The 21426-nt window shown below is 38.6% G+C and carries 19 protein-coding genes; 3 read left to right on the top strand and 16 right to left on the bottom strand.

Annotation, left to right across the window (positions count from 1 at the left end; genetic code table 11):
• Positions 1–95: 95 nt before the first annotated feature.
• The 3 genes from ACSVDJ_RS02305 (at position 96) to ACSVDJ_RS02295 (ending at position 1404) form a co-directional block, all read left to right on the top strand.
• Positions 96–671: a TetR/AcrR family transcriptional regulator gene (locus ACSVDJ_RS02305; protein WP_439170302.1), complete on the top strand. Its 576-nt coding sequence runs from the start codon at positions 96–98 to the stop codon at positions 669–671.
• An 83-nt stretch (positions 672–754) separates the two neighbouring features.
• Positions 755–1093 (top strand): DMT family transporter, encoded by a 339-nt coding sequence (locus tag ACSVDJ_RS02300; RefSeq protein ID WP_439170301.1) that lies wholly within the window; start codon positions 755–757, stop codon positions 1091–1093.
• Positions 1090–1404 (top strand): DMT family transporter, encoded by a 315-nt coding sequence (locus ACSVDJ_RS02295; RefSeq protein ID WP_439170300.1) that lies wholly within the window; start codon positions 1090–1092, stop codon positions 1402–1404. Before ACSVDJ_RS02300 ends, ACSVDJ_RS02295 begins: the two co-directional genes overlap by 4 nt.
• 257 nt (positions 1405–1661) lie before the next feature.
• Here ACSVDJ_RS02295 and ACSVDJ_RS02290 read toward each other — a convergent pair whose 3' ends face one another.
• From ACSVDJ_RS02290 to ACSVDJ_RS02215, 16 genes are all read right to left on the bottom strand, one after another.
• A complete protein-coding gene (locus tag ACSVDJ_RS02290; RefSeq protein ID WP_439170299.1) occupies positions 1662–3029 on the bottom strand; it encodes a putrescine aminotransferase in 1368 nt (455 codons plus the stop codon).
• A gap of 28 nt (positions 3030–3057) precedes the next feature.
• On the bottom strand, positions 3058–4548 hold the full coding sequence (locus ACSVDJ_RS02285) for an aldehyde dehydrogenase family protein (protein ID WP_439170367.1): 1491 nt from the start codon (positions 4546–4548) through the stop codon (positions 3058–3060).
• A 237-nt stretch (positions 4549–4785) separates the two neighbouring features.
• Positions 4786–6918, bottom strand: coding sequence for a sigma-54 interaction domain-containing protein (locus ACSVDJ_RS02280; protein ID WP_439170298.1), 2133 nt, complete (start codon positions 6916–6918; stop codon positions 4786–4788).
• Between the two features lie 138 nt (positions 6919–7056).
• Complete coding sequence (locus ACSVDJ_RS02275; RefSeq protein ID WP_439170297.1) at positions 7057–7305, bottom strand: biotin/lipoyl attachment domain-containing protein; 249 nt, start codon at positions 7303–7305, stop codon at positions 7057–7059.
• A 178-nt stretch (positions 7306–7483) separates the two neighbouring features.
• On the bottom strand, positions 7484–8776 hold the full coding sequence (locus ACSVDJ_RS02270) for a Glu/Leu/Phe/Val family dehydrogenase (protein WP_439170296.1): 1293 nt from the start codon (positions 8774–8776) through the stop codon (positions 7484–7486).
• Between the two features lie 247 nt (positions 8777–9023).
• Positions 9024–9965, bottom strand: coding sequence for a glutarate dioxygenase GlaH (gene glaH, locus ACSVDJ_RS02265; protein ID WP_439170294.1), 942 nt, complete (start codon positions 9963–9965; stop codon positions 9024–9026).
• A 298-nt stretch (positions 9966–10263) separates the two neighbouring features.
• Entirely contained in the window at positions 10264–10590 is a 327-nt protein-coding gene (locus tag ACSVDJ_RS02260; protein WP_439170293.1) for a DUF3870 domain-containing protein, read from the bottom strand.
• 12 nt (positions 10591–10602) lie between these two features.
• Positions 10603–11826: an L-2-hydroxyglutarate dehydrogenase gene (gene lhgD / locus ACSVDJ_RS02255; protein WP_439170292.1), complete on the bottom strand. Its 1224-nt coding sequence runs from the start codon at positions 11824–11826 to the stop codon at positions 10603–10605.
• A gap of 23 nt (positions 11827–11849) precedes the next feature.
• Positions 11850–12542, bottom strand: a complete 693-nt coding sequence (locus tag ACSVDJ_RS02250; RefSeq protein WP_439170291.1) for a GntR family transcriptional regulator — start codon at positions 12540–12542, stop codon at positions 11850–11852.
• A gap of 396 nt (positions 12543–12938) precedes the next feature.
• Positions 12939–13931, bottom strand: a complete 993-nt coding sequence (locus ACSVDJ_RS02245; protein ID WP_439170290.1) for a DUF4003 family protein — start codon at positions 13929–13931, stop codon at positions 12939–12941.
• A gap of 212 nt (positions 13932–14143) precedes the next feature.
• Positions 14144–15637 (bottom strand): peptide MFS transporter, encoded by a 1494-nt coding sequence (locus ACSVDJ_RS02240; RefSeq protein WP_439170289.1) that lies wholly within the window; start codon positions 15635–15637, stop codon positions 14144–14146.
• A 500-nt stretch (positions 15638–16137) separates the two neighbouring features.
• The gene (locus ACSVDJ_RS02235; RefSeq protein ID WP_439170288.1) at positions 16138–16965 is read right to left on the bottom strand and encodes an ABC transporter ATP-binding protein; all 828 of its coding nucleotides are present in this window, start codon (positions 16963–16965) and stop codon (positions 16138–16140) included.
• Positions 16965–17996 carry a FecCD family ABC transporter permease gene (locus ACSVDJ_RS02230; protein WP_439170287.1) on the bottom strand — a complete coding sequence of 344 codons (1032 nt, stop codon included), beginning with the start codon at positions 17994–17996 and terminating at the stop codon, positions 16965–16967. Before ACSVDJ_RS02230 ends, ACSVDJ_RS02235 begins: the two co-directional genes overlap by 1 nt.
• Positions 17993–18964 (bottom strand): iron chelate uptake ABC transporter family permease subunit, encoded by a 972-nt coding sequence (locus ACSVDJ_RS02225; RefSeq protein ID WP_518619898.1) that lies wholly within the window; start codon positions 18962–18964, stop codon positions 17993–17995. The genes ACSVDJ_RS02230 and ACSVDJ_RS02225 overlap by 4 nt, the downstream gene beginning before the upstream one ends.
• 53 nt (positions 18965–19017) lie before the next feature.
• The gene (locus tag ACSVDJ_RS02220) at positions 19018–20013 is read right to left on the bottom strand and encodes an iron-siderophore ABC transporter substrate-binding protein (RefSeq protein WP_439170366.1); all 996 of its coding nucleotides are present in this window, start codon (positions 20011–20013) and stop codon (positions 19018–19020) included.
• A 273-nt stretch (positions 20014–20286) separates the two neighbouring features.
• A complete protein-coding gene (locus ACSVDJ_RS02215) occupies positions 20287–21219 on the bottom strand; it encodes a manganese-dependent inorganic pyrophosphatase (protein ID WP_439170285.1) in 933 nt (310 codons plus the stop codon).
• Between the last annotated feature and the right edge of the window lie 207 nt (positions 21220–21426).

The following is a 21426-nucleotide window of genomic DNA, read 5'->3' as shown; positions in this document are numbered from 1 at the left end:
ATATTTTCTATGTAAAATTTGACTAACTTGCGAACAAAAGTATCTTGTGCTAAAATGAATGACAGTCAGTCATGAAAATAAGGAGGGAAATGAGGATGTCAGAAGTAAAAGACGGTAAGTATAATAAAATTCTTCAAGCCGCAATTAGCACCATTTCCCAAAAAGGACTTGATAAAACCTCAATATCCGATATTGTTAAAGTTGCAGGCGTTGCCCAAGGAACCTTTTATTTATATTTTCCGTCCAAAAAAGCGTTAATACCAGCTATTGCTGAAAACCTATTAACGATTACTTTGAACGAAATTAAAACGGTGACGGAAAATAAGCAAGACTTTTGGGAAATTATTCGGATTATGATCGATGAAACTTTTAAGCTAACAAAGTCACATAAAGAAGTGATCGTTCTTTGTTATTCGGGCTTAGCAATCGAGCATTCGATGGAAAAATGGGAGGCAATTTATCAGCCTTATTACCGCTGGCTTGAAGCGATTTTAGAAAAAGCAATTGCATCCGAAGAGATTTTCGGACAAATCAACATTGATTGGACAGCGAAAATCATTATTAACTTAATTGAGAGCGCCGCTGAGAGATTTTATAGTTCAGAAGATGAAAGTAAGTTAGACGCTTTTAAAGAAGAAACTTACTTCTTTTTAAAACGATCATTGACTTAGTGAAAGAGCAGCAAATAAGCGGCTCTATCTTTTTTAAACAAATATGAATGATATTCATTCATTAAATAATAGGAGTGTTAACATTGAATTGGTTAATTGTTGTTGCTGCAGGTATTTTGGAGGTTGTTTGGGCTTCAGGTCTGAAGTATGCAGATTCTACGCTTGATTGGATCATCGTCGGAGCGCTTATTGCCATTAGCTTTATTATGCTGATCCACTCGTACAAAACGATTCCGCTCGCAGCAGCTTACACCGTTTTCGTCGGAATCGGAACGGTCGGCACGTATTTTGTCGGTATTTATTTAGGAGAACCGTTCTCCATCACGCAACTAATCTTTTTATCGATGCTACTACTAGGAGTTATCGGAATGAAAATGGGCACTAAAACGAAAGAAGAACAACCAGGAGGAGAATCAGCATGAGTTGGGCCTTTTTAATATTATCCGGAATTGAAGAAGTCATTGCGACAATCGCTATGAAATACATTGACGGTAAGAAAAAGAAATGGCCGATTATTGTGATGGTAGTTGGTTTTTTCTTCTCATTCTACTGCTTATCCAAAGCTATGATCGAACTACCAGCAGGTGTCGCCTATGCAGTGTGGACAGCAATTGGTACGATTGGAATCACGCTCGTCAGTCTGTTTTGGTTTAAAGAAAAATTAAACAAACTGCAAGTATTTTCATTACTCTTTATCGTACTAGGTGTTACTGGACTACGTTTTACCGCTTAATCATTAGAGGGCCCTCTTGTAAAAGCTAGATTGTGCTTTTACAAGGGGGCTTTGTTAACTTTTTGAATGGATGACCGATTATGGGGCGTTCGTGCCCGGTTCGACGCTTTCCTCGCTCAATTCGACACTTTTCACGCCCGATTCGCGCGGATTCGTGACCAATTATAGGCCGTCCGCGACTAATTCGCCCCCACATTCCAGCTTCCGCTCAATAAAAAATCAACCACCCGCTCGTGCAAGTGGTTGATATCATTCGATTATACTTCCACTGTAGCTAATACTTCTTTAAATGATTGAATCACTGTGTCTACTTCTTCATAGCTAATTGTCAATGGTGGCTCGATGCGGATCGTTTTCGAGTTAACAAGCGTTCCTGCAACAAGAATACCTTTATCAAACATACCTTTTGACACTTCATAGCCGATTTCATCTTTGTGGAACTCGATTCCGATCATTAAGCCTTGACCGCGGATTTCAAGTACTTTATCTTCGTGGCCTTGTGCCGCTTCTTTTAAGCCTTTTAAGAAGTATTCTCCCACTTCAGCCGATCTTTCAGGAAGATTTTCTTCAAGCAATACGCCAATCGTTGCAATCGCCGCCGCACAAGCTAGTGGATTTCCACCGAAAGTTGTTGTGTGCATGAACGGATTGTCGAATAAGTTTTGGAATACTTTTTCGTTCGCTACAACCGCACCAGCTGGCATTACTCCACCACCGAACGCTTTTGCTAAGCAAAGGATATCCGGCTCTACTCCGAATAGATCCGCCGCGAACATTTTTCCTGTACGGCCCATACCTGTTTGTACTTCATCAAAAATTAAAATCGCCCCATACTCGTCACAAAGCTCTCTTACTTCTTGCAAGTAGTTCGCTGGCGGAATAATGATTCCACCCTCTCCTTGGATTGGCTCTAAAATCACTCCCGCTACATCTTCACCAACCATGGCACAAGCTTCAAATGTTTTTCTCATCATATCGATGTCCCCAAATGCGACATGACGGAAGCCTGGAATCAATGGTAGAAACGGCTTACGGAATATGCCTTTCGCTGTTCCTGATAAAGACCCTAAGCTTTTACCATGAAAAGCTTTCGTTGTTGCGATAAATGTCGTACGATCAGTAGACATTTTCGCAATTTTCAACGCCGCTTCCACACTTTCTGTTCCACTGTTTGTAAAGAATGCATATTTCAAATCACCCGGTGTAATGTCAGCTAAAATTTTCGCCAGCATTGCACGTAGTGGATCTAATAAATCCTGGCTATGAAGGGCTTGACGCTTCAATTGATCTGTTACTGCTTTGACCACTTTCGGGTTACGGTGTCCGACGTTGTAAATACCGAATCCTCCTAGACAGTCAATATATGTTTTTCCATTAATATCTGTAAAGCAAGATCCACCATCAGACCATTCCACTGCCGCAAACTGGCCACCTTCTGTAACGGTTTTACGGTAAGCTAAAAATCCTGGGTTTACATGCTCACGGAAGCCATCAACTGTTTCTTTCGTTACCCACTGCGCTTCTTCTTGTGTCACTTCTTCTTTCTCAATTAAAGATAAAACTTTTTCAATATACTCAGAAACTTGTTGCTCATTGCTTACGTTATTTTTCAGTTCAGTTGTCATTGATTGTCCACTCCTATTTTGAAAGGTATTAGTTTTTAAACCAGCCTGTTTCTTCTACTTGCATATTGATGTTAATCTGCTTAATTTCTTGGAATTCTTCTAAGCCGAATGTTCCTAAGCTGCGACCTACACCACTTTGTTTGTAGCCGCCCCATGGTGCTTCGTTATATGTTGGGTGATAAGAGTTGATCCACGTAATTCCCGCACGAAGCTTTTTAATGACACGCATCGCTTTCGCTCCATCGATTGTAAAGACCGCTCCAGCTAAGCCGTAATCCGTGCCATTCGCTAGACGAATCGCTTCTTCTTCACTGCTGAATTTTTGGATAGCTACTACAGGTCCAAAAATTTCTTCTTGAACGATTCTCATATCTTGCGTTGTATCTGCAAAAGCTGTTGGCGCAACAAAGTATCCATCTCCAAGACCGTTTTCCGTTAAGCGTTCACCGCCACATAGCAAGCGAGCTCCTTCTTCTTTTCCGATCTCGATATAATTCAATACTTTTTCCATATGCTGTTGGCTCACTAGTGGACCCATTTCTGTTTCTTCGTCTAAACCTGGTCCGACTTTAATTTGCTTCGCACGTTCAACGAAGCGCTCGATAAATTGATCGTAAATGCTTTCTTCGACTAAAATTCTAGAGCCTGCTGAACATACTTGACCGGAACCACAATAGATCCCAAATAGCGCATAGTCTACCGCTATTTCAAAGTCCGCATCAGCAAAAATGATATTCGGTGATTTACCACCAAGCTCTAATGAAATTTTCTTCATCGTGTCCGCTGCTGTTTTCATAATGTGCTTACCAGTTTTTGTCCCACCAGTAAACGACACCATATCAACGTCTTTATGAGCCGCAATTTCGTTACCTACGACCGGGCCTGCTCCATGAACCATGTTCATAACACCTTTTGGTACGCCTGCCTCTTCGATAATTTCCATTAATTTCGTTGGTGTTACTGGTGTCACTTCAGATGGTTTAAACACAACCGTGTTTCCTGCCGCAAGAGCTGGAGCGATTTTCCACACACTCATTAAAAGAGGGAAGTTCCAAGGAACGATTAGTCCACAAACACCAACTGGCTCTCTAACAACCATTGCTTGCATTGGATCGGCTACGTGGTATGTTTGACCATCAGGCTGTGTAATCATCCCTGCATAATATCTAAAGCAAGCCGCTGCATCGCCCATGTCAAATCCAGCTTCGCGTAGAGGCTTTCCATTATTCATCGTTTCAAGTTGAGCAAGCTCTTCAGCCTTTTCATCAATTTTGTCTGCAATTTTATATAAATAAGCAGCTCTTTCTACAGGTGGAAGATCTGACCAGATACCGCTTTCAAAAGCTTCTTTAGCAACCGCAATCGCTTGGCGCGCATCTTCTACTGTTCCTTCTGCTGCATGAGCGATGACTGCACCAGTCGCTGGATTAATGACTTCACGTGTTTTGTTACCGCTTCCATCTTTCCACTCACCATTGATATGCATTTTCAAATCAAGAGTCTTTTCACCTTTAGCCATTGCTTTCTTTTGTGTATCTAACATGTACCCATCCTCCTTATTGATCTGTTTGTTTTATATAATGCAACTATCGTGCCAATTTTCTAAAATTAATATTTTTTGCAAAAAACGCGATAATTGGGTGGTCTTGTTTATTTTTTATATGAATAAGTATTCGTTTTCTTATGCAAAATCGCATAACATATGATAAATCGAATAAAAAAAGAAGACTGGATGCTCTCCAAGTCTCCTTATGTTTTACTTTCTATATTCATTAATAGCGAGAGAGTTTTTTCGTTCCATAATTTTTTGATACTTTCGGCTAACCGATGACTGACTGACTCCTAAAGCTTTCGCTGCTTTCGTCGTTGTTTTATATTGTTTCATCGCTAGCGTAATTAATTGCTCCTCTACATCATCTAGTGCTTCTTGCAACGGAATGACTCTTGTAATGATCGGTTTTGACTTCTTAAAGTCATAGCCAAGCGACAAAAATTGGCTCACAAACTCCGCATCAATCGCAGGTTCATCGGAGGAAACTACCAACCTTTCAATAATATTTTGCAATTCTCGTACGTTACCCGGCCAAGAATAAAACTCTAATACATTCACGGCATCAGGCGTTAAATGAAAATGTTTATCGTATTTATCATTTAATTGTTGTAGAAAGTAAAAAGCTAATATTGAAATATCTTCCGTTCGTTCTCTTAGTGGAGGAATATGTACTGGAATCACATTTAACCGATAAAATAAATCCTCCCTAAACGTCCCTTGCTCCACCATTTTTTCAAGTTTTTTATTCGTCGCCGCAATAATTTGCACATCGACTTTTTCGGCAACCGTGCTTCCGACAGGGATGACTTCTTGTTCTTGAAGTACCCGCAATAATTTCACTTGCAAATGTAATGGCATCTCACCGATCTCATCGAGAAACAATACCCCTTGATCCGCCATTTTAAAATAGCCATCTTTTCCTTCTTTATCTGCTCCTGTAAAAGCTCCTTTGGCATAGCCGAACAGCTCACTTTCGAGCAAGTTCTCTGGAATGGCACCACAATTTAATTTTAAAAATGGGTTATGCGATCTCCTTCCGAGCTGATGAATCGCCTGAGCAATGACTTCTTTTCCTGAACCTGATTCCCCAGTAATTAAGACAGTTGACGAGAATTCAGCAATTTTCTTTACTTGTGTGACGATCTTTTCCATCTTCGGACTACGATACATTAACTTTTTCAACGTGCGGTCTTGATTTTTAAAGCTATCTAACTCTTTTTTGTACTGCTCGGAAATTTTCTTTATTTCCTTTAGTTCACTTTTTAGCCTTGTTGTTTCGGTAATGTCCCTTGAAGCGACGATGATGCGGTCGATGGCTCCTTTTTCATTAAAAACTGGATTTCCTACCGCGAGAACCTTTCGGCCATTTTTTGCTTCTTGAACAATCGACACTTTTTTCTTTCGTTCAAGTACTAATCTTGTGACAGAGGGGCTGAATAACCCTTGTTCTTCTAACCGTGCAAGGTTTTTTCCTAATAAATCTTGCAAATCAACTCCCCAAAAATCAGGAATCACATTTTCACTGTAGCGAATGAGCTCCCCTTTATGATTCACTACTAATATTTCATCATAAATCGTTGATAAAATAGCGTTTAAATCCGTGTTTAAATTTTTAATATCCTCTATTTCCATCGCCATCTCTTCAATTTTCGGAATGTCTTGAACGACGACCAACATCCCCTCTATTTCATGGTCTTGATTCGAGATGGGACAATAATCTAATAACACACCCATTTCATCTGTTAATTGGACCTGATTTAAAATTGTTTTTCCGGTCGCGAACACGCTTTCAATATGCACAGGATGAAAAATCGATTGAGCCGGTTGATTCATCACTTTTTCAGAAGTAGACTTAATCATTTTCAAACCGGCATCATTACAGTTAATAATGTTCTTTTCCCGATCGACAACAAACATCCCCATTGGAATGGACTTTAATAACGTTTGAATGAAATTGATACTTTGATCTTCTTGCTTAAACAATTCAGCTAACAGTTCCTCACGCTTTAAATACCCGATTGGTTCCCCTTGTTCATTCGTAATAATTGTCAGTGGCTCGCCAATCACTTGAAACATCACAGGCAAGGAAATCGTTTTATTCACATGATATACTTTATCAATGGAAACAGATTCATTTATTAATGTCTGAAATTTGATTTGACCTTTATCAGCTAAACGATTACTTTTTAAATGAATATAGCTCGTTAATTTATTTTGTTCTGTAATAAATATATACTGCTCTTTCATTCCGCTCACATCAATATCATCGTCAGTCGTCTGATTTTCGACAGCGATTGTGATAAGCGGCTTTACTTTTTCTTCATTAATATTAAACATACGAATTCCTCCCTTCCCTTTTGTACCTCCTTACTATTTTAACAAAATTTTATCACAATATTTTCTTTTTAGAATATACAAATAAAACTCAAAAAAAAAGAAGACGGTCATCCATCTTCTTTTTTAAGATATTTTAAGTTAATCACATGCACTAATAACGAGTTCTTCTTTCACAAAAGCAAGTACCATGCCAGGGATGACTGCATCTCCTTCTTCCACTTCTAATGACTGAATTTCGCCGCTTACTCCCATTTTCACAGGAAAGAGCTCGCCAGCTTCGTCTTTAATTAAAAATAGCGGTTCCCATTCATAGATTCTCATCTCCTTGCTGATTAGAACCTCATGAACAATGCCTTGATAAGGACTTGTAATCATCTCCTCAAACATTCGTACTCATCTCCTTTTAGCCTTAATTGTCCCACCCAAGAGCTATACTTTATTGCTGCTAGACTCTCTGCGTTCCCTTCAGCCTTCTTACGATAAGATTTCCCAATCACAACCATTCCCTTTGCCTTCAAATCCGCAGCTCTCCAAGTATAGCTCTTCTCCTCCCATGTCGTGCTTTTTAAAAATTAATCCATCCTCGTAAACGAGAAGCTTCCGCCATTTGACGAATACCTTCCATATAAGCAGCTGTCTTCATCGATACATCAAAACGTTCTGACGTTTGTTGAACATTTAAGAAGCTCGCATGAATTTTTTCTTTTAAACGATCTTCCACCACTTCTTTCGTCCAGTAAAACCCTTGGTTGTTTTGACACCATTCGAAATAAGAAACAATGACGCCACCAGAATTGGCTAATATATCTGGAACGACAGAAATTCCACGCTGATCAAGAATTTGAATCGCTTCTTTCGTCGTTGGACCATTCGCCGCTTCCACAATAAATTTACAGTTGATTCGATCAGCATTTTCCTCTGTAATCACTCCACCGATCGCCGCCGGAATTAACACGTCACATTCTTTTTCTAACAGCTCATCATTTGTGATCACGTTGTCGAACAAGCCTGTTACGATACCAAAAGAATCGCGTCGTTCAAGTAAATAAGGGATATCAAGACCTTCCGGATCATAAATAGCCCCTAAAGCGTCAGCAATACCGACTACCTTCACGCCCATTTCGTGTAAGAAGTAAGCTAAATAACCGCCGACATTCCCGAACCCTTGAACAATGACTTTTAGCCCTTCAAGCGGCATATTTTGCAACTCACTCATAATTTGTAACGTGTACAGCACACCTTTTGAAGTAGCTGTTTCTCTGCCTTCTGAACCACCTAGTACTAACGGTTTTCCCGTGATAAAACCTGGTGAATCAAACTCTCTAATATGATCATATTCATCAAGCATCCAAGCCATAATTTGCGAGTTCGTATACATGTCTGGTGCCGGAATATCTTTCGTTGGACCAACGAGCTGACTCACTGCACGTACATACCCACGACTTAAACGTTCTAGCTCATTCATGCTCATATTTCGTGGCTCACAAACAATCCCGCCTTTTGCTCCTCCATATGGCAAACCGTTCACTCCACATTTTAAGCTCATCCAACCGGCCAAAGCTTTAACTTCATCTGGATGAACTTCTGGGTGAAAGCGAATGCCTCCTTTTGTTGGTCCACAAGCATCATTATGCTGTGCTCTGTAGCCACGAAAAACCTTCGTTACTCCATTATCCATTTTCACTGGAATACTTACTTCTAAAAATCTCATCGGCTCTTTGAAAAACTCAAATACCTCATCTGAATAGCCAAGCATTTCTGTTGCTTGCTTTAAGATCGCTTGGAATTCTAATTGTGGATTTTTCTCCTCTTTTAACTTCTGGTCTTTAATCTCTGTCACCTGCGATTTTGTTTCCATAACTACACCTCGTTTTTTTTATTACTTAATAATAAGCAATTTCCGTGCCATTGATTTTCACCGCTAACTATTGAAATAAACCCCTTATTTCAAGCGTTTTCTTGCTTGTTTTATGAAAAAAATCATAGCCTAGTATGTTCTGCATAAGTCAAAATCACCTTATCTAAGTCAGAATTGATTTACTACATAATCAAGGATTAAGCAGTAAAAAAGATGCAGACTCGTCGTCTGCATCCTTTTGTCTTTATTAAATATTAGCGAAACGTCCGCGTTGACGCATAAGCTCACGATTTAATTCTGTGTTCACTTCAAATGCTGCACGACCGTGTAACCAGAATAGGTTGTTTAGCATGACTAGATCACCAACAGGTAATTTCAATTCAATTACGCTTTCATCGTTTTCCATAGAATCAGAAAGCTCTTTCAAGTATTTTGCTTCTTCAATTGTGTCTGGATACACGAATTGATCGATGTAGCAAATACAAGGTTTGTTGTTGTCATTGAAGAATGTTGCACGTTGAACTTCTTGATCCACGTTTTTACTGCTTGGCGCTCTGTAAGTGAACTTATGATTAGCTAGTGAATGAGTAGAAAACTTCTCTAAATCTTTCCACTCATCTAAATGTAATAAACGAGATTCGCCACCTACCGCATTTTCTTCTGTCATTTTCATCATTAACAACCAGTCAGTTGGCTCATCAACGAACGTTCCATCTGTGTGTAGAGTGAATAAGCGATAAGCTTGACGAAGGTAAGAATCACTTGAATCTGTATGTCCAACAGTGAATCGAGCATAGTATTTATTCGTCATAGCATCAAAATTTGGTGTACCAACAATATGTGTTAAAGCTGTTGCAAAAATGACGTATTCTTCTTTATCGACTGTTTCTTCTTGCAAACCGATTGTGTAGCCACCTGTTTCACGGTCATGAAGGATGCCTCTTAAAATATCTTGGAATTCTTTTCCTACTAATTGTAACAAGTAGTCTGCAACAATTCGTCTAGCATACGGCGTGTACTCCAAATGTTGAACCGTTACACCTTCTTGTTTTGCTTTAGCTAAAAATGCTTGGATAATTGTGCGATCTAACTCAATGTGATATAAACGATCGCTTTGCGGATGAGATGTTACCTCGTAATTAGGTGTTTTTGCAATAAATGTTTTAGCTTGTTTTTCCATTGTACTCATTAAAAATTCCTCCTAGGTTTTATCATTATTGGTTGGCCTCATGCAAGAAAATAAAAAAGCCAGTTTACGCCCCTTTAGAAAAAGGTAGGTAAACTGGCTTATACTTACTTCACTGCTCCATGGAAGTGGAGTCACAGTAAATATTTCAGTTAATATTTTATTTTACATGCGAATGAAAGACCGGTTATATGATATTACCCACGTGATTGGAAAAGGCAATTTTCTCAAGGTGAGTATATATTTATTAACTATAATCAGTATATGCTTCCGTCATAGAATTGTCAATATTTTTTGACTATTATTTTACACTTTTCGAAACTTGCTGATAGTGTAAATGCAGATCATTCAAAGCGGCAGCTAACGCATTAGCCGCTTTTCCTTTGTAATACAACTGAAGATGCTTCAGTGGTTCTTCAATCCCGTCGTTTAAACTAACTCCTCTAAGTAGCTGACCGATGAAGTTTCTACCGTGTTCTGTCGCTAACGTACAAGACGCTTCTAAAATAACACCATATTTAACATCGACTTCCGCAGTAATTGTTAACGTATCAAACACACTTTTTGCAGCCATCCCCTGCGGTAATCTAGCATGTCCGGCAATAAACATTACTTTTGAGTTAATCATTTTAATAGCCTCCTATATATGTTGGAAACGAACGATTTCAGATACTTTCGGATGCTCAGCAATTTGTTTCACTACTTCTTTACCGATCTCAATCGAAGCTGTCGCTGCTGGTGATGGAGCGTTACATACGTGAATACTTCTTTCGCCAGGAATCATGTAGAAGTCATCAACCATACTTCCGTCACTTTTCAATGCTTGCGCGCGGACTCCAGCAGGTGCAGGAATCAAATCTTCTGATTGAATTTCAGGGATCAACTCTTGAAGACTAGCAACGAATTTCGCTTTGCTGAACGAACGAAGCATTTCTTCAATTCCTTCTCCCATAAATTTGCTGGCAAGCTTCCAGAATCCTGGATACCCCATTACTTCAGATAAATCCTTAACATTGAAGTCTGTTTTCTTATAACCTTCACGCTTGAAGCTTAGAACCGCATTTGGACCCGCATCTACTTCTCCACCGATCATACGAGTGAAATGAACACCTAAGAATGGGAATTTAGGGTTTGGCACAGGATAAATTAGATTTTTAACGAGATGTCTTTTTTCCGGCACTAATTTAAAATATTCTCCACGGAATGGAACGATTTTCACATCTGTTTTGTATCCGGTCATGTTTGTGATACGGTCGCTCTGTAATCCAGCACAGTTAATAAGGAACTTAGTTTTAAATGTTCCTTTTGTCGTTTCAATCGTAATTCCATCTTGTAATTCAGAAATATTTTCAACCTTTGTTCCTAGACGGATGTCGCCACCGTTTTCACGAATGATTTCACCAAACTTTTCACTAACTTGCTTGTAGTTAACAATTCCCGCTGCTGCTACTTTAATCGCTGCTAAACCATTTACATGCGGCTCGATTTCCTTTAATTCTTCCTTGCTGATTTTCGTCACATCTAGCTCATTTTCAAGTCCGCGGTTATATAAATTATCAAGTAACGGCAACTCTTCATTCTTTGTGGCCACAATGACTTTTCCACAAATATCATGCTCAATATTATGCTGCTGGCAAAACGCTTTCATAGATTGACTTCCTTGACGAGCAAAGCGCGCCTTATAGCTTCCAGGCTTATAATAAATACCTGAATGAATAACTCCACTGTTATGTCCTGTTTGATGCATAGCTAATTGTGGTTCTTTTTCTAACAATAAAACTTTTGCATTTGGAAAACGCTCATATAATGCCATTGCTGTGGAAAGGCCAACAATTCCTCCGCCAACTATACCAAAGTCGTACATATTCATTTCCTCCTATTAATCAATTAATTATTTGAATGATTGATTATATTTTCCTCGGATGGCTTTAAATGTTCCATATAAGAGATGAGGTTGTTCTTTGTCCTCAATAAATGGTATTCAATCGCCGCCCGCAATTCAGCTGGATCATTTCTTTCTACTGCTTCATAAATAAATCGATGCTCTCTTTGAGTATCCGCATAATAGTCTACTAGCAAGCTTGGAGCAATTGGAGAAATCCCTAAGTTCTCTACCGTTTTTAACACCCTCGTCCACGGGCACCCTTTGCGTAACAACTTGTGAAAGCTTTCATTTAACGCTATGTAATAATCATTTGTTTCATCTGTGAGCGTTAAAGATTCCATCTTACTTAAAATTTCACCTAGCTCTTGCTTATCTTCCCTCGTTAAAAAAGGAAGCGATTTTTCGACAGCTAACCCCTCTAAAGAAGAGCGCAAATAATAAATTTCTTCTATATCTTCTTTCGTAATTGGTGTCACAATGGCCCCTTTATGCGGAACAATTTTCACCAATCCCTCCGATTGAAGCTGCCTTAACGCTTCTCTAATCGGCATACGACTCACATTTAAAATGTTAGCCCAATCCTCTTGGATCAATCTTTCTCCATCTTTAAATGTGCCGTTCAAAATCGCCTGTCTTAAGTTTTTCGTCACATAATTGACTACCGTTGTCTTATCTTTAGAAGGCTGAAAATCCATGGTCGTACACCTCGATTAAGAAAAAATAAACTTATCCAATTCCTTCTTATTGGATATTGGATACAAAAAATGTATCATATAAAATACTGAATTGCAAGATTATTATATAACAATCTTGCAATTCAGCTTATTTTAGTAGAATATCCACATAAAAAACTCTCATTCCCAGATGGCTCTTAATTTTTGATTGGATACAATATTAGCGTCTTCTCTTTAAAAATCGAAATAAAAAAAGCCAGAGATATTAATTCCTATGAAGGAAAATATCACTGACTAACTCTGTGTATTTCTCTCTTGCTTTTAGGACTCCACCAGATCTTAATAACGATCAAGAAGAGTGTTTATGCTTGATATAATTGAATCATAATCTATTTTAATTTTTCTGTTAATTAATAATTATGAAGAACTAGTTGTGGCGGAAGAAACCGTTACCGCTGAAATTGCCGCAAACATCGCCGCTTGCTGCGCTTGTAAGATTGCTTCAATGGATACCGCTAAACTAGCAGTCGCTACATTGCTATCTTCCACTTTATCTTTAATGACTAATTGAGCAGCGACGAGCAAACTCATATCTCGATACCATTTAAATATTTTTTCTTCTTTCAAGACATCGGATAAACTGATTACTTCATCCATTAATTGATCTGGCTCTGCTAAAATGGCGAGCATACCGATGATTGGATAATGAGTCCCCTTCACCTTCACTCCTTGACTTCGCAATCCTTCAAGCCACTGGATCGCTCGTTCCGCAAGAGCTTGACGATTATTAAAAGAACCTTGAGCTAAAATATGCGTTAAAAATTGCAAATCGTTCCCAGGTCGAAATGGACCATCACTTAACGCTCCATAATAATATTCTATTTCATTAATGATTCCGTGATGATTTTGCTCTGATTGTGCCAACAAAATAGCTAACGGGTAATCTTCATAAGAAGTTAAAAAGAAGTGTTCTTTTCTCATTTCCCTATATATCGCCATAGCACGAGAGGCATGCTTAGACATATCATATTTATATTCAATAGAAGTCAGTACAGCAACGGTTGCCGCAATATAGGTGTAGCTGGATTTCCGAAACCCTTTGTCTATCAGTAAGCGGTAACAATTTTGCACATCCTCAAAGCCTTGATAGGGATCTTCAAGATTTGTCTGCAGCATCGCTGTCAATGAGTAGTTGAAATTCGTTCGCAACGGCGATGTCCACTTTCCTTGTTTCTTTATATAATCTGACAACTGTAAGTAGCTTAATGAATCAAACTGCTTTCCGCTCAGATGGTACTGACAAATAATCGATAGCAATTGACGTTTATCCACACTCCAGCTCACTGCATTGACCAACCTTTCATAATCAGAAGCAAACCTAGTTGCTATTTGTACATTTTCTCCATTCATTATCTATAAACCTCCCGCTCCGCTTTTATCTATTCTTTTATACGGTAAAGTAACAAAAAGGTTTCAAATTTATCCGTCCACATATGATGACATGGTAAACCTACTGTCGAGATAATGAAGATCTTTCTATAATAATTTCGTTGTTTCTTGTCGTTATTTCCCGGAAAATAAAAAAAAGAACGGCCGAAACCGTTCTTTTCCACTCTCACTACTTAATTGACGCCTCGCATCATTTTTTGGATTTTTGGAGATACCATAAACAATACAAGTCCTAGCAGAATAGCTACTCCACCAATAATACCGAAATAGGCGATTTCTGTTTCATCTGTATAGTAGCCGACAATTTTCGCATTGATTGCTTGAGCTGAAGCATTCGTTAAAAACCAAAGACTCATCGTTTGCGCCGAGAACGCGGATGGTGCGAGCTTAGTTGTTGCTGCTAATCCAACTGGGGATAAACATAACTCACCGAGAACAACTAAGAAGAAGCTAAGTACAAGCCACATTGGGTTGGCAAGTGACTCCGTTCCATTTAGATAAGCTGGGAAAATCATTACTAAGAAAGAAAGACCCGCGAAAAATAAGCCAAGTGAAAATTTCTTTGGTGTAGATGGCTGACGCTTCCCTAGCTTGACCCATAACCAAGCAAATATTGGTGCGAGTGTGACAATAAACAGCGGATTTAATGTTTGGAACCATGAGGATTTTAATTCAATTCCCGCAAACTGCAATTGAACACGCTCATCCGCATAAAGAGCCAAAATATTTGATCCTTGTTCTTGAATCGCCCAGAACATCATCGCTGCGACGAATAACGGGATATAAGCAAGCAAACGAGAACGCTCTACATCCGTCGTTTTTTCACTTCGATACATCACGATAAAGTAAGTAGCTGGAATAATAATCCCTAAAATACTAACTAAAGTAATAAAACGATCAATAGTTAAAGTACCTGTAACAATCCCTGCTGATCCAACTCCCACAACTAAGGTAACAATTAGACCAATTCGGATAAATACCTTTTTCTTTTCTTCGGGCGCTAACGGATTTGTCACATACGTACCAGCTAGCCCCAGATTTTGCTTCTTTGTTAAAACAAATACAACTAATCCAATAAACATTCCGATTGCAGCCAATCCAAATCCAAGGTGGAAATTATATTGCTGCCCGACTGTCCCTACTACTAACGGCGCAATCAAAGCCCCGGCGTTAATTCCCATATAGAAAATACTGAAGCCTGAATCACGACGTGGATCTTCTTCGCTATACACATCTCCAACAATGCTAGAAACATTCGGTTTCAATAGACCTGTTCCGATGACGATAAGGCCCATGGAAACAAATAATGCTGTTGCACCTGAAGGCAATGCCAATACAATGTGCCCCAACATAATCAGGACTCCACCGTAAAAGACGGTTCGAGATGTCCCTAATAAACGGTCAGCAATCCAACCACCGATAATTCCTGACATATATACAAGCGAACCGTAAATAGACATAATCGCTAAAGCTGTACTTTTATCAAACCCTAATCCCCCTTCAGAGACAGAGTAGTACATATAATAGATTAAAAGGGCTTTCATCCCATAATATGAAAACCGTTCCCAAAACTCAGTGAAAAATAACGTAAATAATCCTTTAGGATGACCAAAAAAACCTTTTTGCGGTACACTCTGGACAATCTTTTTCCTATAGTCGCTGTCCATATCGAAACCCCTTCCAAAATTTTCTACATCAATTTGTATTTACAGTATTATCTAAAAATTAAAAACAAAGAGAGTGTAATATATTAAATGTAAACTATACTATCATAATTTTTTTATTTTAAATTGTCAATTTTTTGAGTAGTTTTTGTAATATTTACACATTCCAGAACCATGATATATAGAAACTTGTCAATTTAATGATGAGAAGAAGCAATTAGATGTCTTTGTTGCGATTCATAAGGGGGAAGCGTCTTTAGTTGTTCTAATCGTGGTGCCGAACAACAGCCTGTATATGATGCTGCTGATTATAACAGAACATGGCAATATCTAAACTTTATAGACCCTCGAAAAAAAAAGAATGAGTAACAGTTCGAAGCCATTCATCGCTTCGCAACTGAACTCATTCCCTTGTCCATTTTTAATTTTTTTAGAAAGCAACAAGTTTGAAGCTCCACTTTCCTAACGGGACTTTTCGCGACCTATGTGTAAGATCAATATCATTATACATGGGTGAGTACTTCTACTTCCTTATTTACATGATGTCGTCCTATTGGTACCACAGAGGGAGAGCCTGAAACGGGGTCTTCTATTACAGTGCACTGAAGACCAAATATGTCTTTTATCAATGTACTTGTAATAACCTCTGATGGCTCACCTTCAGCAACAAGCTTTCCATTATGAAGAGCAAAAATATGGTCTGCATAACGTGCGGACAAGTTGATATCATGAAGAACCATTACAATCGTTGTTCCGTATTTTTGGTTAAGATCTGTCAGCAAGTCAAGGATTTCGACCTGATAGGTGATATCTAAATAGGTTGTCGGTTCATCGAGAAACAATATGTCAGTTTGTTGTGCTAAAGCCATCGCAATCCATACACGCTGCCTTTGACCGCCTGAAAGCTCATCAATATTGCGATCGGCAAATTCAGTGATTTTCATAATTTCCATTGCCTCAGCAACAGCTTCATAATCCTTTTCTGTCCAACCTTTAAGAAATGTTTGGTGTGGAAATCTTCCTCGACCAACTAAGTCAGCAACTGTAATCCCCTCTGGGACAATAGGTGATTGAGGAAGTAGGCCTAGAATACGAGCTAGTTTCTTTGGTTGCATTTTGTCAATTGGTTTGCCGTGTAAAGTTACTTGCCCTGAAGTAGGCTTAATAAGTCTCGCCATTGTTTTCAGTAAGGTAGATTTACCGCAACCATTTGCTCCAATAATGATACTAATTTTATTACTTGGTATGGAAACAGTGATATCATTTAAAATCGTTTTATTTTCATACCCGGAAGTAATGTTTTCTGCTTTAAAAATATCTGTCGGTTTCATTATAAATCTCCTTTCTGATTCATTCGAATGAGCAAGTAAATCAAGTAAGGCGCGCCAAGAATTCCAGTGATTACCCCTACCGGATATCTTGCGGTAAATGCAAATTGCCCAACTAGATCAGATGCCAGAACCAAAATGATACCAACAAGTCCTGCTGGAATAATACTTGAATACCCTGCACCAACTAGTCTTTTCGCTATTGGACCAGCAAGAAAAGCGACGAACGCTATTGGACCAGTTGTAGCTGTAGCTAATGATAAGATCAATACAGAACATATTATAAGTAGTATTCTTGTTTTGTTAGTATTTACACCAAGTGAAGTAGCGGCAAGTTCACCTAGTTCTAATATTTCTAAATGTTTACTAAGTGCTATAATAATAGGCACACAAATAAGAACAGTAATCATTAGTGGAGGAAGTTCTTCCATTTTTGAACCATTCAAACTCCCACTAAGCCATCTCATCGCAGTTGGTACATCATTTTGTTTACTAATAAGTAGTAAATAATTAATTACCGCGTTTAACATGGCTTGAATGCCAATGCCTACTAGTACCAAACGTCCGATAGAGAAAGATGTTCCCTTAGATAATAAGAAAATGACAATCACTGTAGCAAGCCCTGCAATCACAGAAACAATTGACACAACCATATCACTTGTATGCAGAATAACGATACAAAATACCGCAGCTGCACTAGAACCAGTTGTAATCCCTATGACATTCGGATTCGCTAAAGGATTACGAAGCATCGTTTGGAAAACAGTACCGGCAACCCCAAATGCAAATCCAGCAAATACGCCCGCCAGCATCCTTGGTAGGCGTATCGTTCCAACTGCAAATGTTGCCCCCTTTACTTTTTCACCTAGAAGAACACTTATCACATCTGAAACTGGATAAATAGTATTTCCAAGCATTAGCATTGTACAGCAAAGTAAGAATACTACTACTGCAAGGAATGAAGTCATTAGGAGAAAACGACGACGTCTTTTCGTTCTACCTAGTATAATTCGATTCATTGATTGGTTCATCATAATCCACGTACTTTCGCTTTCATTGTAAGTAAAATAAGTATAGGAGCACCGATAAACGCTGTCACTACACCAACTTCAAGTTCACCAGGACTACCAAGTAGCCTTCCACAAACATCTGAAAACGTTAATATGATCGCACCAGAAAGCGCAGACATCGGTATCACATAACGTTGATCAGAACCTAAGATAAGCCTTATGAGATGAGGTGCAAGAAGCCCAATAAATCCGATTGGACCAGCTAGAGCTGTCGTTACACCACAAAGTAATACTCCTGCGAAAGAAGCAACTAGTTTCAGTACTCCTGTTCTCACACCGAGACCAGTAGCCATTTCATCTCCGAGCGCAAGTGCATTCAGTGATGACGCCGCCATTATTGCTATTAATATACCTATAAGAAAAAAGGGGATGAAAGTATAAATTGAATTCATATTGCCTGCCCCAACACTTCCAACTTGCCAAAAACGAAATTGGTCCATAACGTTTGAACGCGGAATCATAATGGCCATTACTAAAGAAGAGAGCGCCGCGCTTGTGGCTGCGCCAGCTAACACAAGTTTAAGGGGTGTTGCTCCACCACTTCCCATTGAGCCAATCCCAAAGACAAATAAAGCCGTAATGATCGCACCTACTAATGCAAACCAAATATATTCATTAGCAGAACTAATATTGAAAAATGTAATTCCACATACGACAAATAAAGCCGCACCTGTATTTACACCTAATATGCTAGGATCTGCAATAGGATTGCGAGTGACCGATTGCATAAGAGCCCCAGAAACCCCTAATGCCGCGCCACACATGAAACTAAATACAGTCCGAACAATTCTTTGGCGAACAATATCCGCCTCATATGACTGAACAGCTGGATGGAACAAACCATCCATCAGTTCATTCCACCCAACTGTTCTTGAGCCAAAGGCAAGTGAAGCAAGGATGCATACAAAAAGTAATATAATGGATATTCCCATTAAGAGAAAGAAATACTTTGGGGTATGCAACTTCTTCATTTGTATATTATCCATTAATTAACTTTGCTAATAGCTTCTGAGATTAATTTTAAGTAATGATCAATTGTATATTCAATTGATAATGGTGATGGTGTACCAGCTGCTGCAAGTGGAGTGTTGTCTTCAATTACTACAACAGAGCCTCTTTGTACTGCTGGAACTTTTCCGAATAATGGATCAGCTTGCAATGCAGCTAACGTTTTTTCATCACCATATGTTACAAAAATATCTAAGTCATTTAATATATCCGCATTTTCTGAGCTAAGTTCTAAATAGAAGCTATTTTCATCTGTAATTTGGCTAGTGATATTTTCAGGGTATTGCATTCCTAATTCTTCAAGGAATTCTCCACGTGGATCTCCTGGTGTATAAATGTAGAATTTAGATAAATCAGCAGAACTAAATGCTACGAATGCAGCTTTTTTACCAGCCATTTCAGGAACAGTTGCTGCTTTATCAGTAATTAATTGCTCTGTATCTGCGATTAATTTTTTTCCTTCTTGTTCCATCCCCATAGCCATTGCATCATATAGCACTGTATCTTTCCATGAAGATACCCAAGGAGTTTCTTGGTAGGCAACAACAGGAGCGATTTCACTTAAAGTATCATATTCTTCTTGTGTAACTCCTGAATATGCAGCAAGGATTACGTCTGGCTGTGCATCAGCAATTGCTTCAAAATCTAAACCATCTGTATCTTGGAAGATATTTGGTTTTTCTTCACCAAGTTCTTTTAACTTTTCAGCAGTCCAAGGTAACATTCCGCTATCATCTTGAACTCCGTAGTTTGCAGCAGAGAAACCAACAGGTATAACACCAAGAGCTAATGCAACGTCTTGGTTTGACCAAGCGATTGACGCAACGCGCTCTGGTTTTTCTTCAATTACAGTTTCACCAAACACGTGTTTAATTGTAATTGGATATCCTTCAGCAGTATCTTCTGTTTTCGTATCTTCATTATTAGATTTTTCTTCAGTTTCATTTGAAGAACATCCAACAACTACCATCATTAAAGCTGCGAAAATCAACGTTTGTAATAAATGTTTGTAACTCTTTTTCACGTTTGTATCCCCTTTTTTATAATTATTGTTAATTATCTTTATTGATAACTATTATCAGTTATCAGTATAAATATACTCGATAAATGTTGTCAATGGAAAAATTTATCAAATTTTCTGCCAAATTGAATAAGTGTCCTTATCAATATTGTTTCACGCGTGTACTTCCACAGCACAAAAAAAGCTTCTCCCTATTTGCCGGAGAAGCCTTACTTGTTTTCATAATTACATATCTTTTAACGTATCTGTTAACGGTGGAACGATTTGTTTTTTACGAGAAACGACGCCCTCAAGAATCGCTTTGTTATCTTTTAATTGTACGTTAAATGCTTTTTCAACTGCAGCTTGCTCTTTACCTACTGCAAGTGCTACAGAGTTGCTATTTAAAATATCCGTTACAACAAATAAGAACAAATCTAGCCCTTTTTCATCTACAGTACGGTTCAATGCTGCTTCAATTTCTGCTTTGTGTACGAGTACATCCGCTGTATCTACCGCATTCACTTGAGCGATTTCTACTTTACGGCTACCCATTGGAAATACTTTTGCATCAAGCGAGATTAATTCGTCTGCAGATTTGTCGCTTAAGTCTGCTCCAGCTTTCAACATCGCTAGTCCATACTCTTCTGCATCTACGCCAGCAAGATCAGCAAGCTCACGTGCTGCTACAACGTCTTCTTCTGTGCAAGTTGGTGATTTAAACAATAACGTATCTGAAATGATCGCGGATAGCATTAAACCAGCGATCTCTTTTTGAATAGTTACACCATTTTCTTTATACATTTTATTTAAAATCGTCGCTGTACAACCAACCGGCTCAGCACGGTAATACAAAGGGTCACTCGTTTCGAAGTTAGCAATACGGTGGTGATCGATGACTTCAAGAACACGGACATCATCAATGTCATCTACGCTTTGTTGACGCTCATTATGGTCAACTAAAATCACTTTTTGTGCCTCTGAAGCTGCTTTTTCGATTAAACGAGGCAGTTGTGCACCGAATTTCTCTAAAGCATATTCTGTTTCACCGTTTGTATTTCCTAAACGAACAGGCTCTACGTTCATTCCTAATTCTTTTTTCAAAGCTGCATAAGCAATCGCTGAACAAATTGAATCTGTGTCTGGGTTTTTATGACCGAAAATAAGTACTTTTTCCATTTCTCTACTCCTCGCTTACTTAATATAATATGTAGTGAAACCATACAGGCGATTCACCACATTTTCTACGCCTCTATTTTACCGCAAATGAACAAGCTTTTCCTTAATTCTTTTTAATTCTTATAAAACCAATCGAATTAATATCAGTATCATTTTGCGAAAATGTTTGTCATTCTCGTTCTCTCACTATTACAATAGAATTATACC

Origin of the sequence: Bacillus sp. Hm123 (assembly GCF_051842975.2) — a bacterium.
Taxonomy (GTDB): domain Bacteria; phylum Bacillota; class Bacilli; order Bacillales; family Domibacillaceae; genus Bacillus_CE.
The sequence above is the reverse complement of the archived record's forward strand: the minus strand, read 5'-3'. Positions and strand labels throughout refer to the sequence as shown.

What these genes read in the sequence shown, in the direction of transcription:
- ACSVDJ_RS02215 (WP_439170285.1), bottom strand. Translation starts at nt 21,219, where the DNA reads ATGGAAAAAGTACTTATTTTCGGTCATAAAAACCCAGACACAGATTCA.
- ACSVDJ_RS02225 (WP_518619898.1), bottom strand. Translation starts at nt 18,964, where the DNA reads ATGGGAATATCCATTATATTACTTTTTGTATGCATCCTTGCTTCACTT.
- ACSVDJ_RS02245 (WP_439170290.1), bottom strand. Translation starts at nt 13,931, where the DNA reads ATGAATGGAGAAAATGTACAAATAGCAACTAGGTTTGCTTCTGATTAT.
- ACSVDJ_RS02235 (WP_439170288.1), bottom strand. Translation starts at nt 16,965, where the DNA reads ATGAAACCGACAGATATTTTTAAAGCAGAAAACATTACTTCCGGGTAT.
- ACSVDJ_RS02285 (WP_439170367.1), bottom strand. Translation starts at nt 4,548, where the DNA reads ATGGCTAAAGGTGAAAAGACTCTTGATTTGAAAATGCATATCAATGGT.
- ACSVDJ_RS02290 (WP_439170299.1), bottom strand. Translation starts at nt 3,029, where the DNA reads ATGACAACTGAACTGAAAAATAACGTAAGCAATGAGCAACAAGTTTCT.
- ACSVDJ_RS02240 (WP_439170289.1), bottom strand. Translation starts at nt 15,637, where the DNA reads ATGGACAGCGACTATAGGAAAAAGATTGTCCAGAGTGTACCGCAAAAA.
- ACSVDJ_RS02295 (WP_439170300.1), top strand. Translation starts at nt 1,090, where the DNA reads ATGAGTTGGGCCTTTTTAATATTATCCGGAATTGAAGAAGTCATTGCG.
- ACSVDJ_RS02305 (WP_439170302.1), top strand. Translation starts at nt 96, where the DNA reads ATGTCAGAAGTAAAAGACGGTAAGTATAATAAAATTCTTCAAGCCGCA.
- ACSVDJ_RS02230 (WP_439170287.1), bottom strand. Translation starts at nt 17,996, where the DNA reads ATGATGAACCAATCAATGAATCGAATTATACTAGGTAGAACGAAAAGA.
- glaH (WP_439170294.1), bottom strand. Translation starts at nt 9,965, where the DNA reads ATGAGTACAATGGAAAAACAAGCTAAAACATTTATTGCAAAAACACCT.
- ACSVDJ_RS02270 (WP_439170296.1), bottom strand. Translation starts at nt 8,776, where the DNA reads ATGGAAACAAAATCGCAGGTGACAGAGATTAAAGACCAGAAGTTAAAA.
- ACSVDJ_RS02275 (WP_439170297.1), bottom strand. Translation starts at nt 7,305, where the DNA reads ATGTTTGAGGAGATGATTACAAGTCCTTATCAAGGCATTGTTCATGAG.
- ACSVDJ_RS02260 (WP_439170293.1), bottom strand. Translation starts at nt 10,590, where the DNA reads ATGATTAACTCAAAAGTAATGTTTATTGCCGGACATGCTAGATTACCG.
- lhgD (WP_439170292.1), bottom strand. Translation starts at nt 11,826, where the DNA reads ATGTACGACTTTGGTATAGTTGGCGGAGGAATTGTTGGCCTTTCCACA.
- ACSVDJ_RS02220 (WP_439170366.1), bottom strand. Translation starts at nt 20,013, where the DNA reads ATGATGGTAGTTGTTGGATGTTCTTCAAATGAAACTGAAGAAAAATCT.
- ACSVDJ_RS02280 (WP_439170298.1), bottom strand. Translation starts at nt 6,918, where the DNA reads ATGTTTAATATTAATGAAGAAAAAGTAAAGCCGCTTATCACAATCGCT.
- ACSVDJ_RS02250 (WP_439170291.1), bottom strand. Translation starts at nt 12,542, where the DNA reads ATGGATTTTCAGCCTTCTAAAGATAAGACAACGGTAGTCAATTATGTG.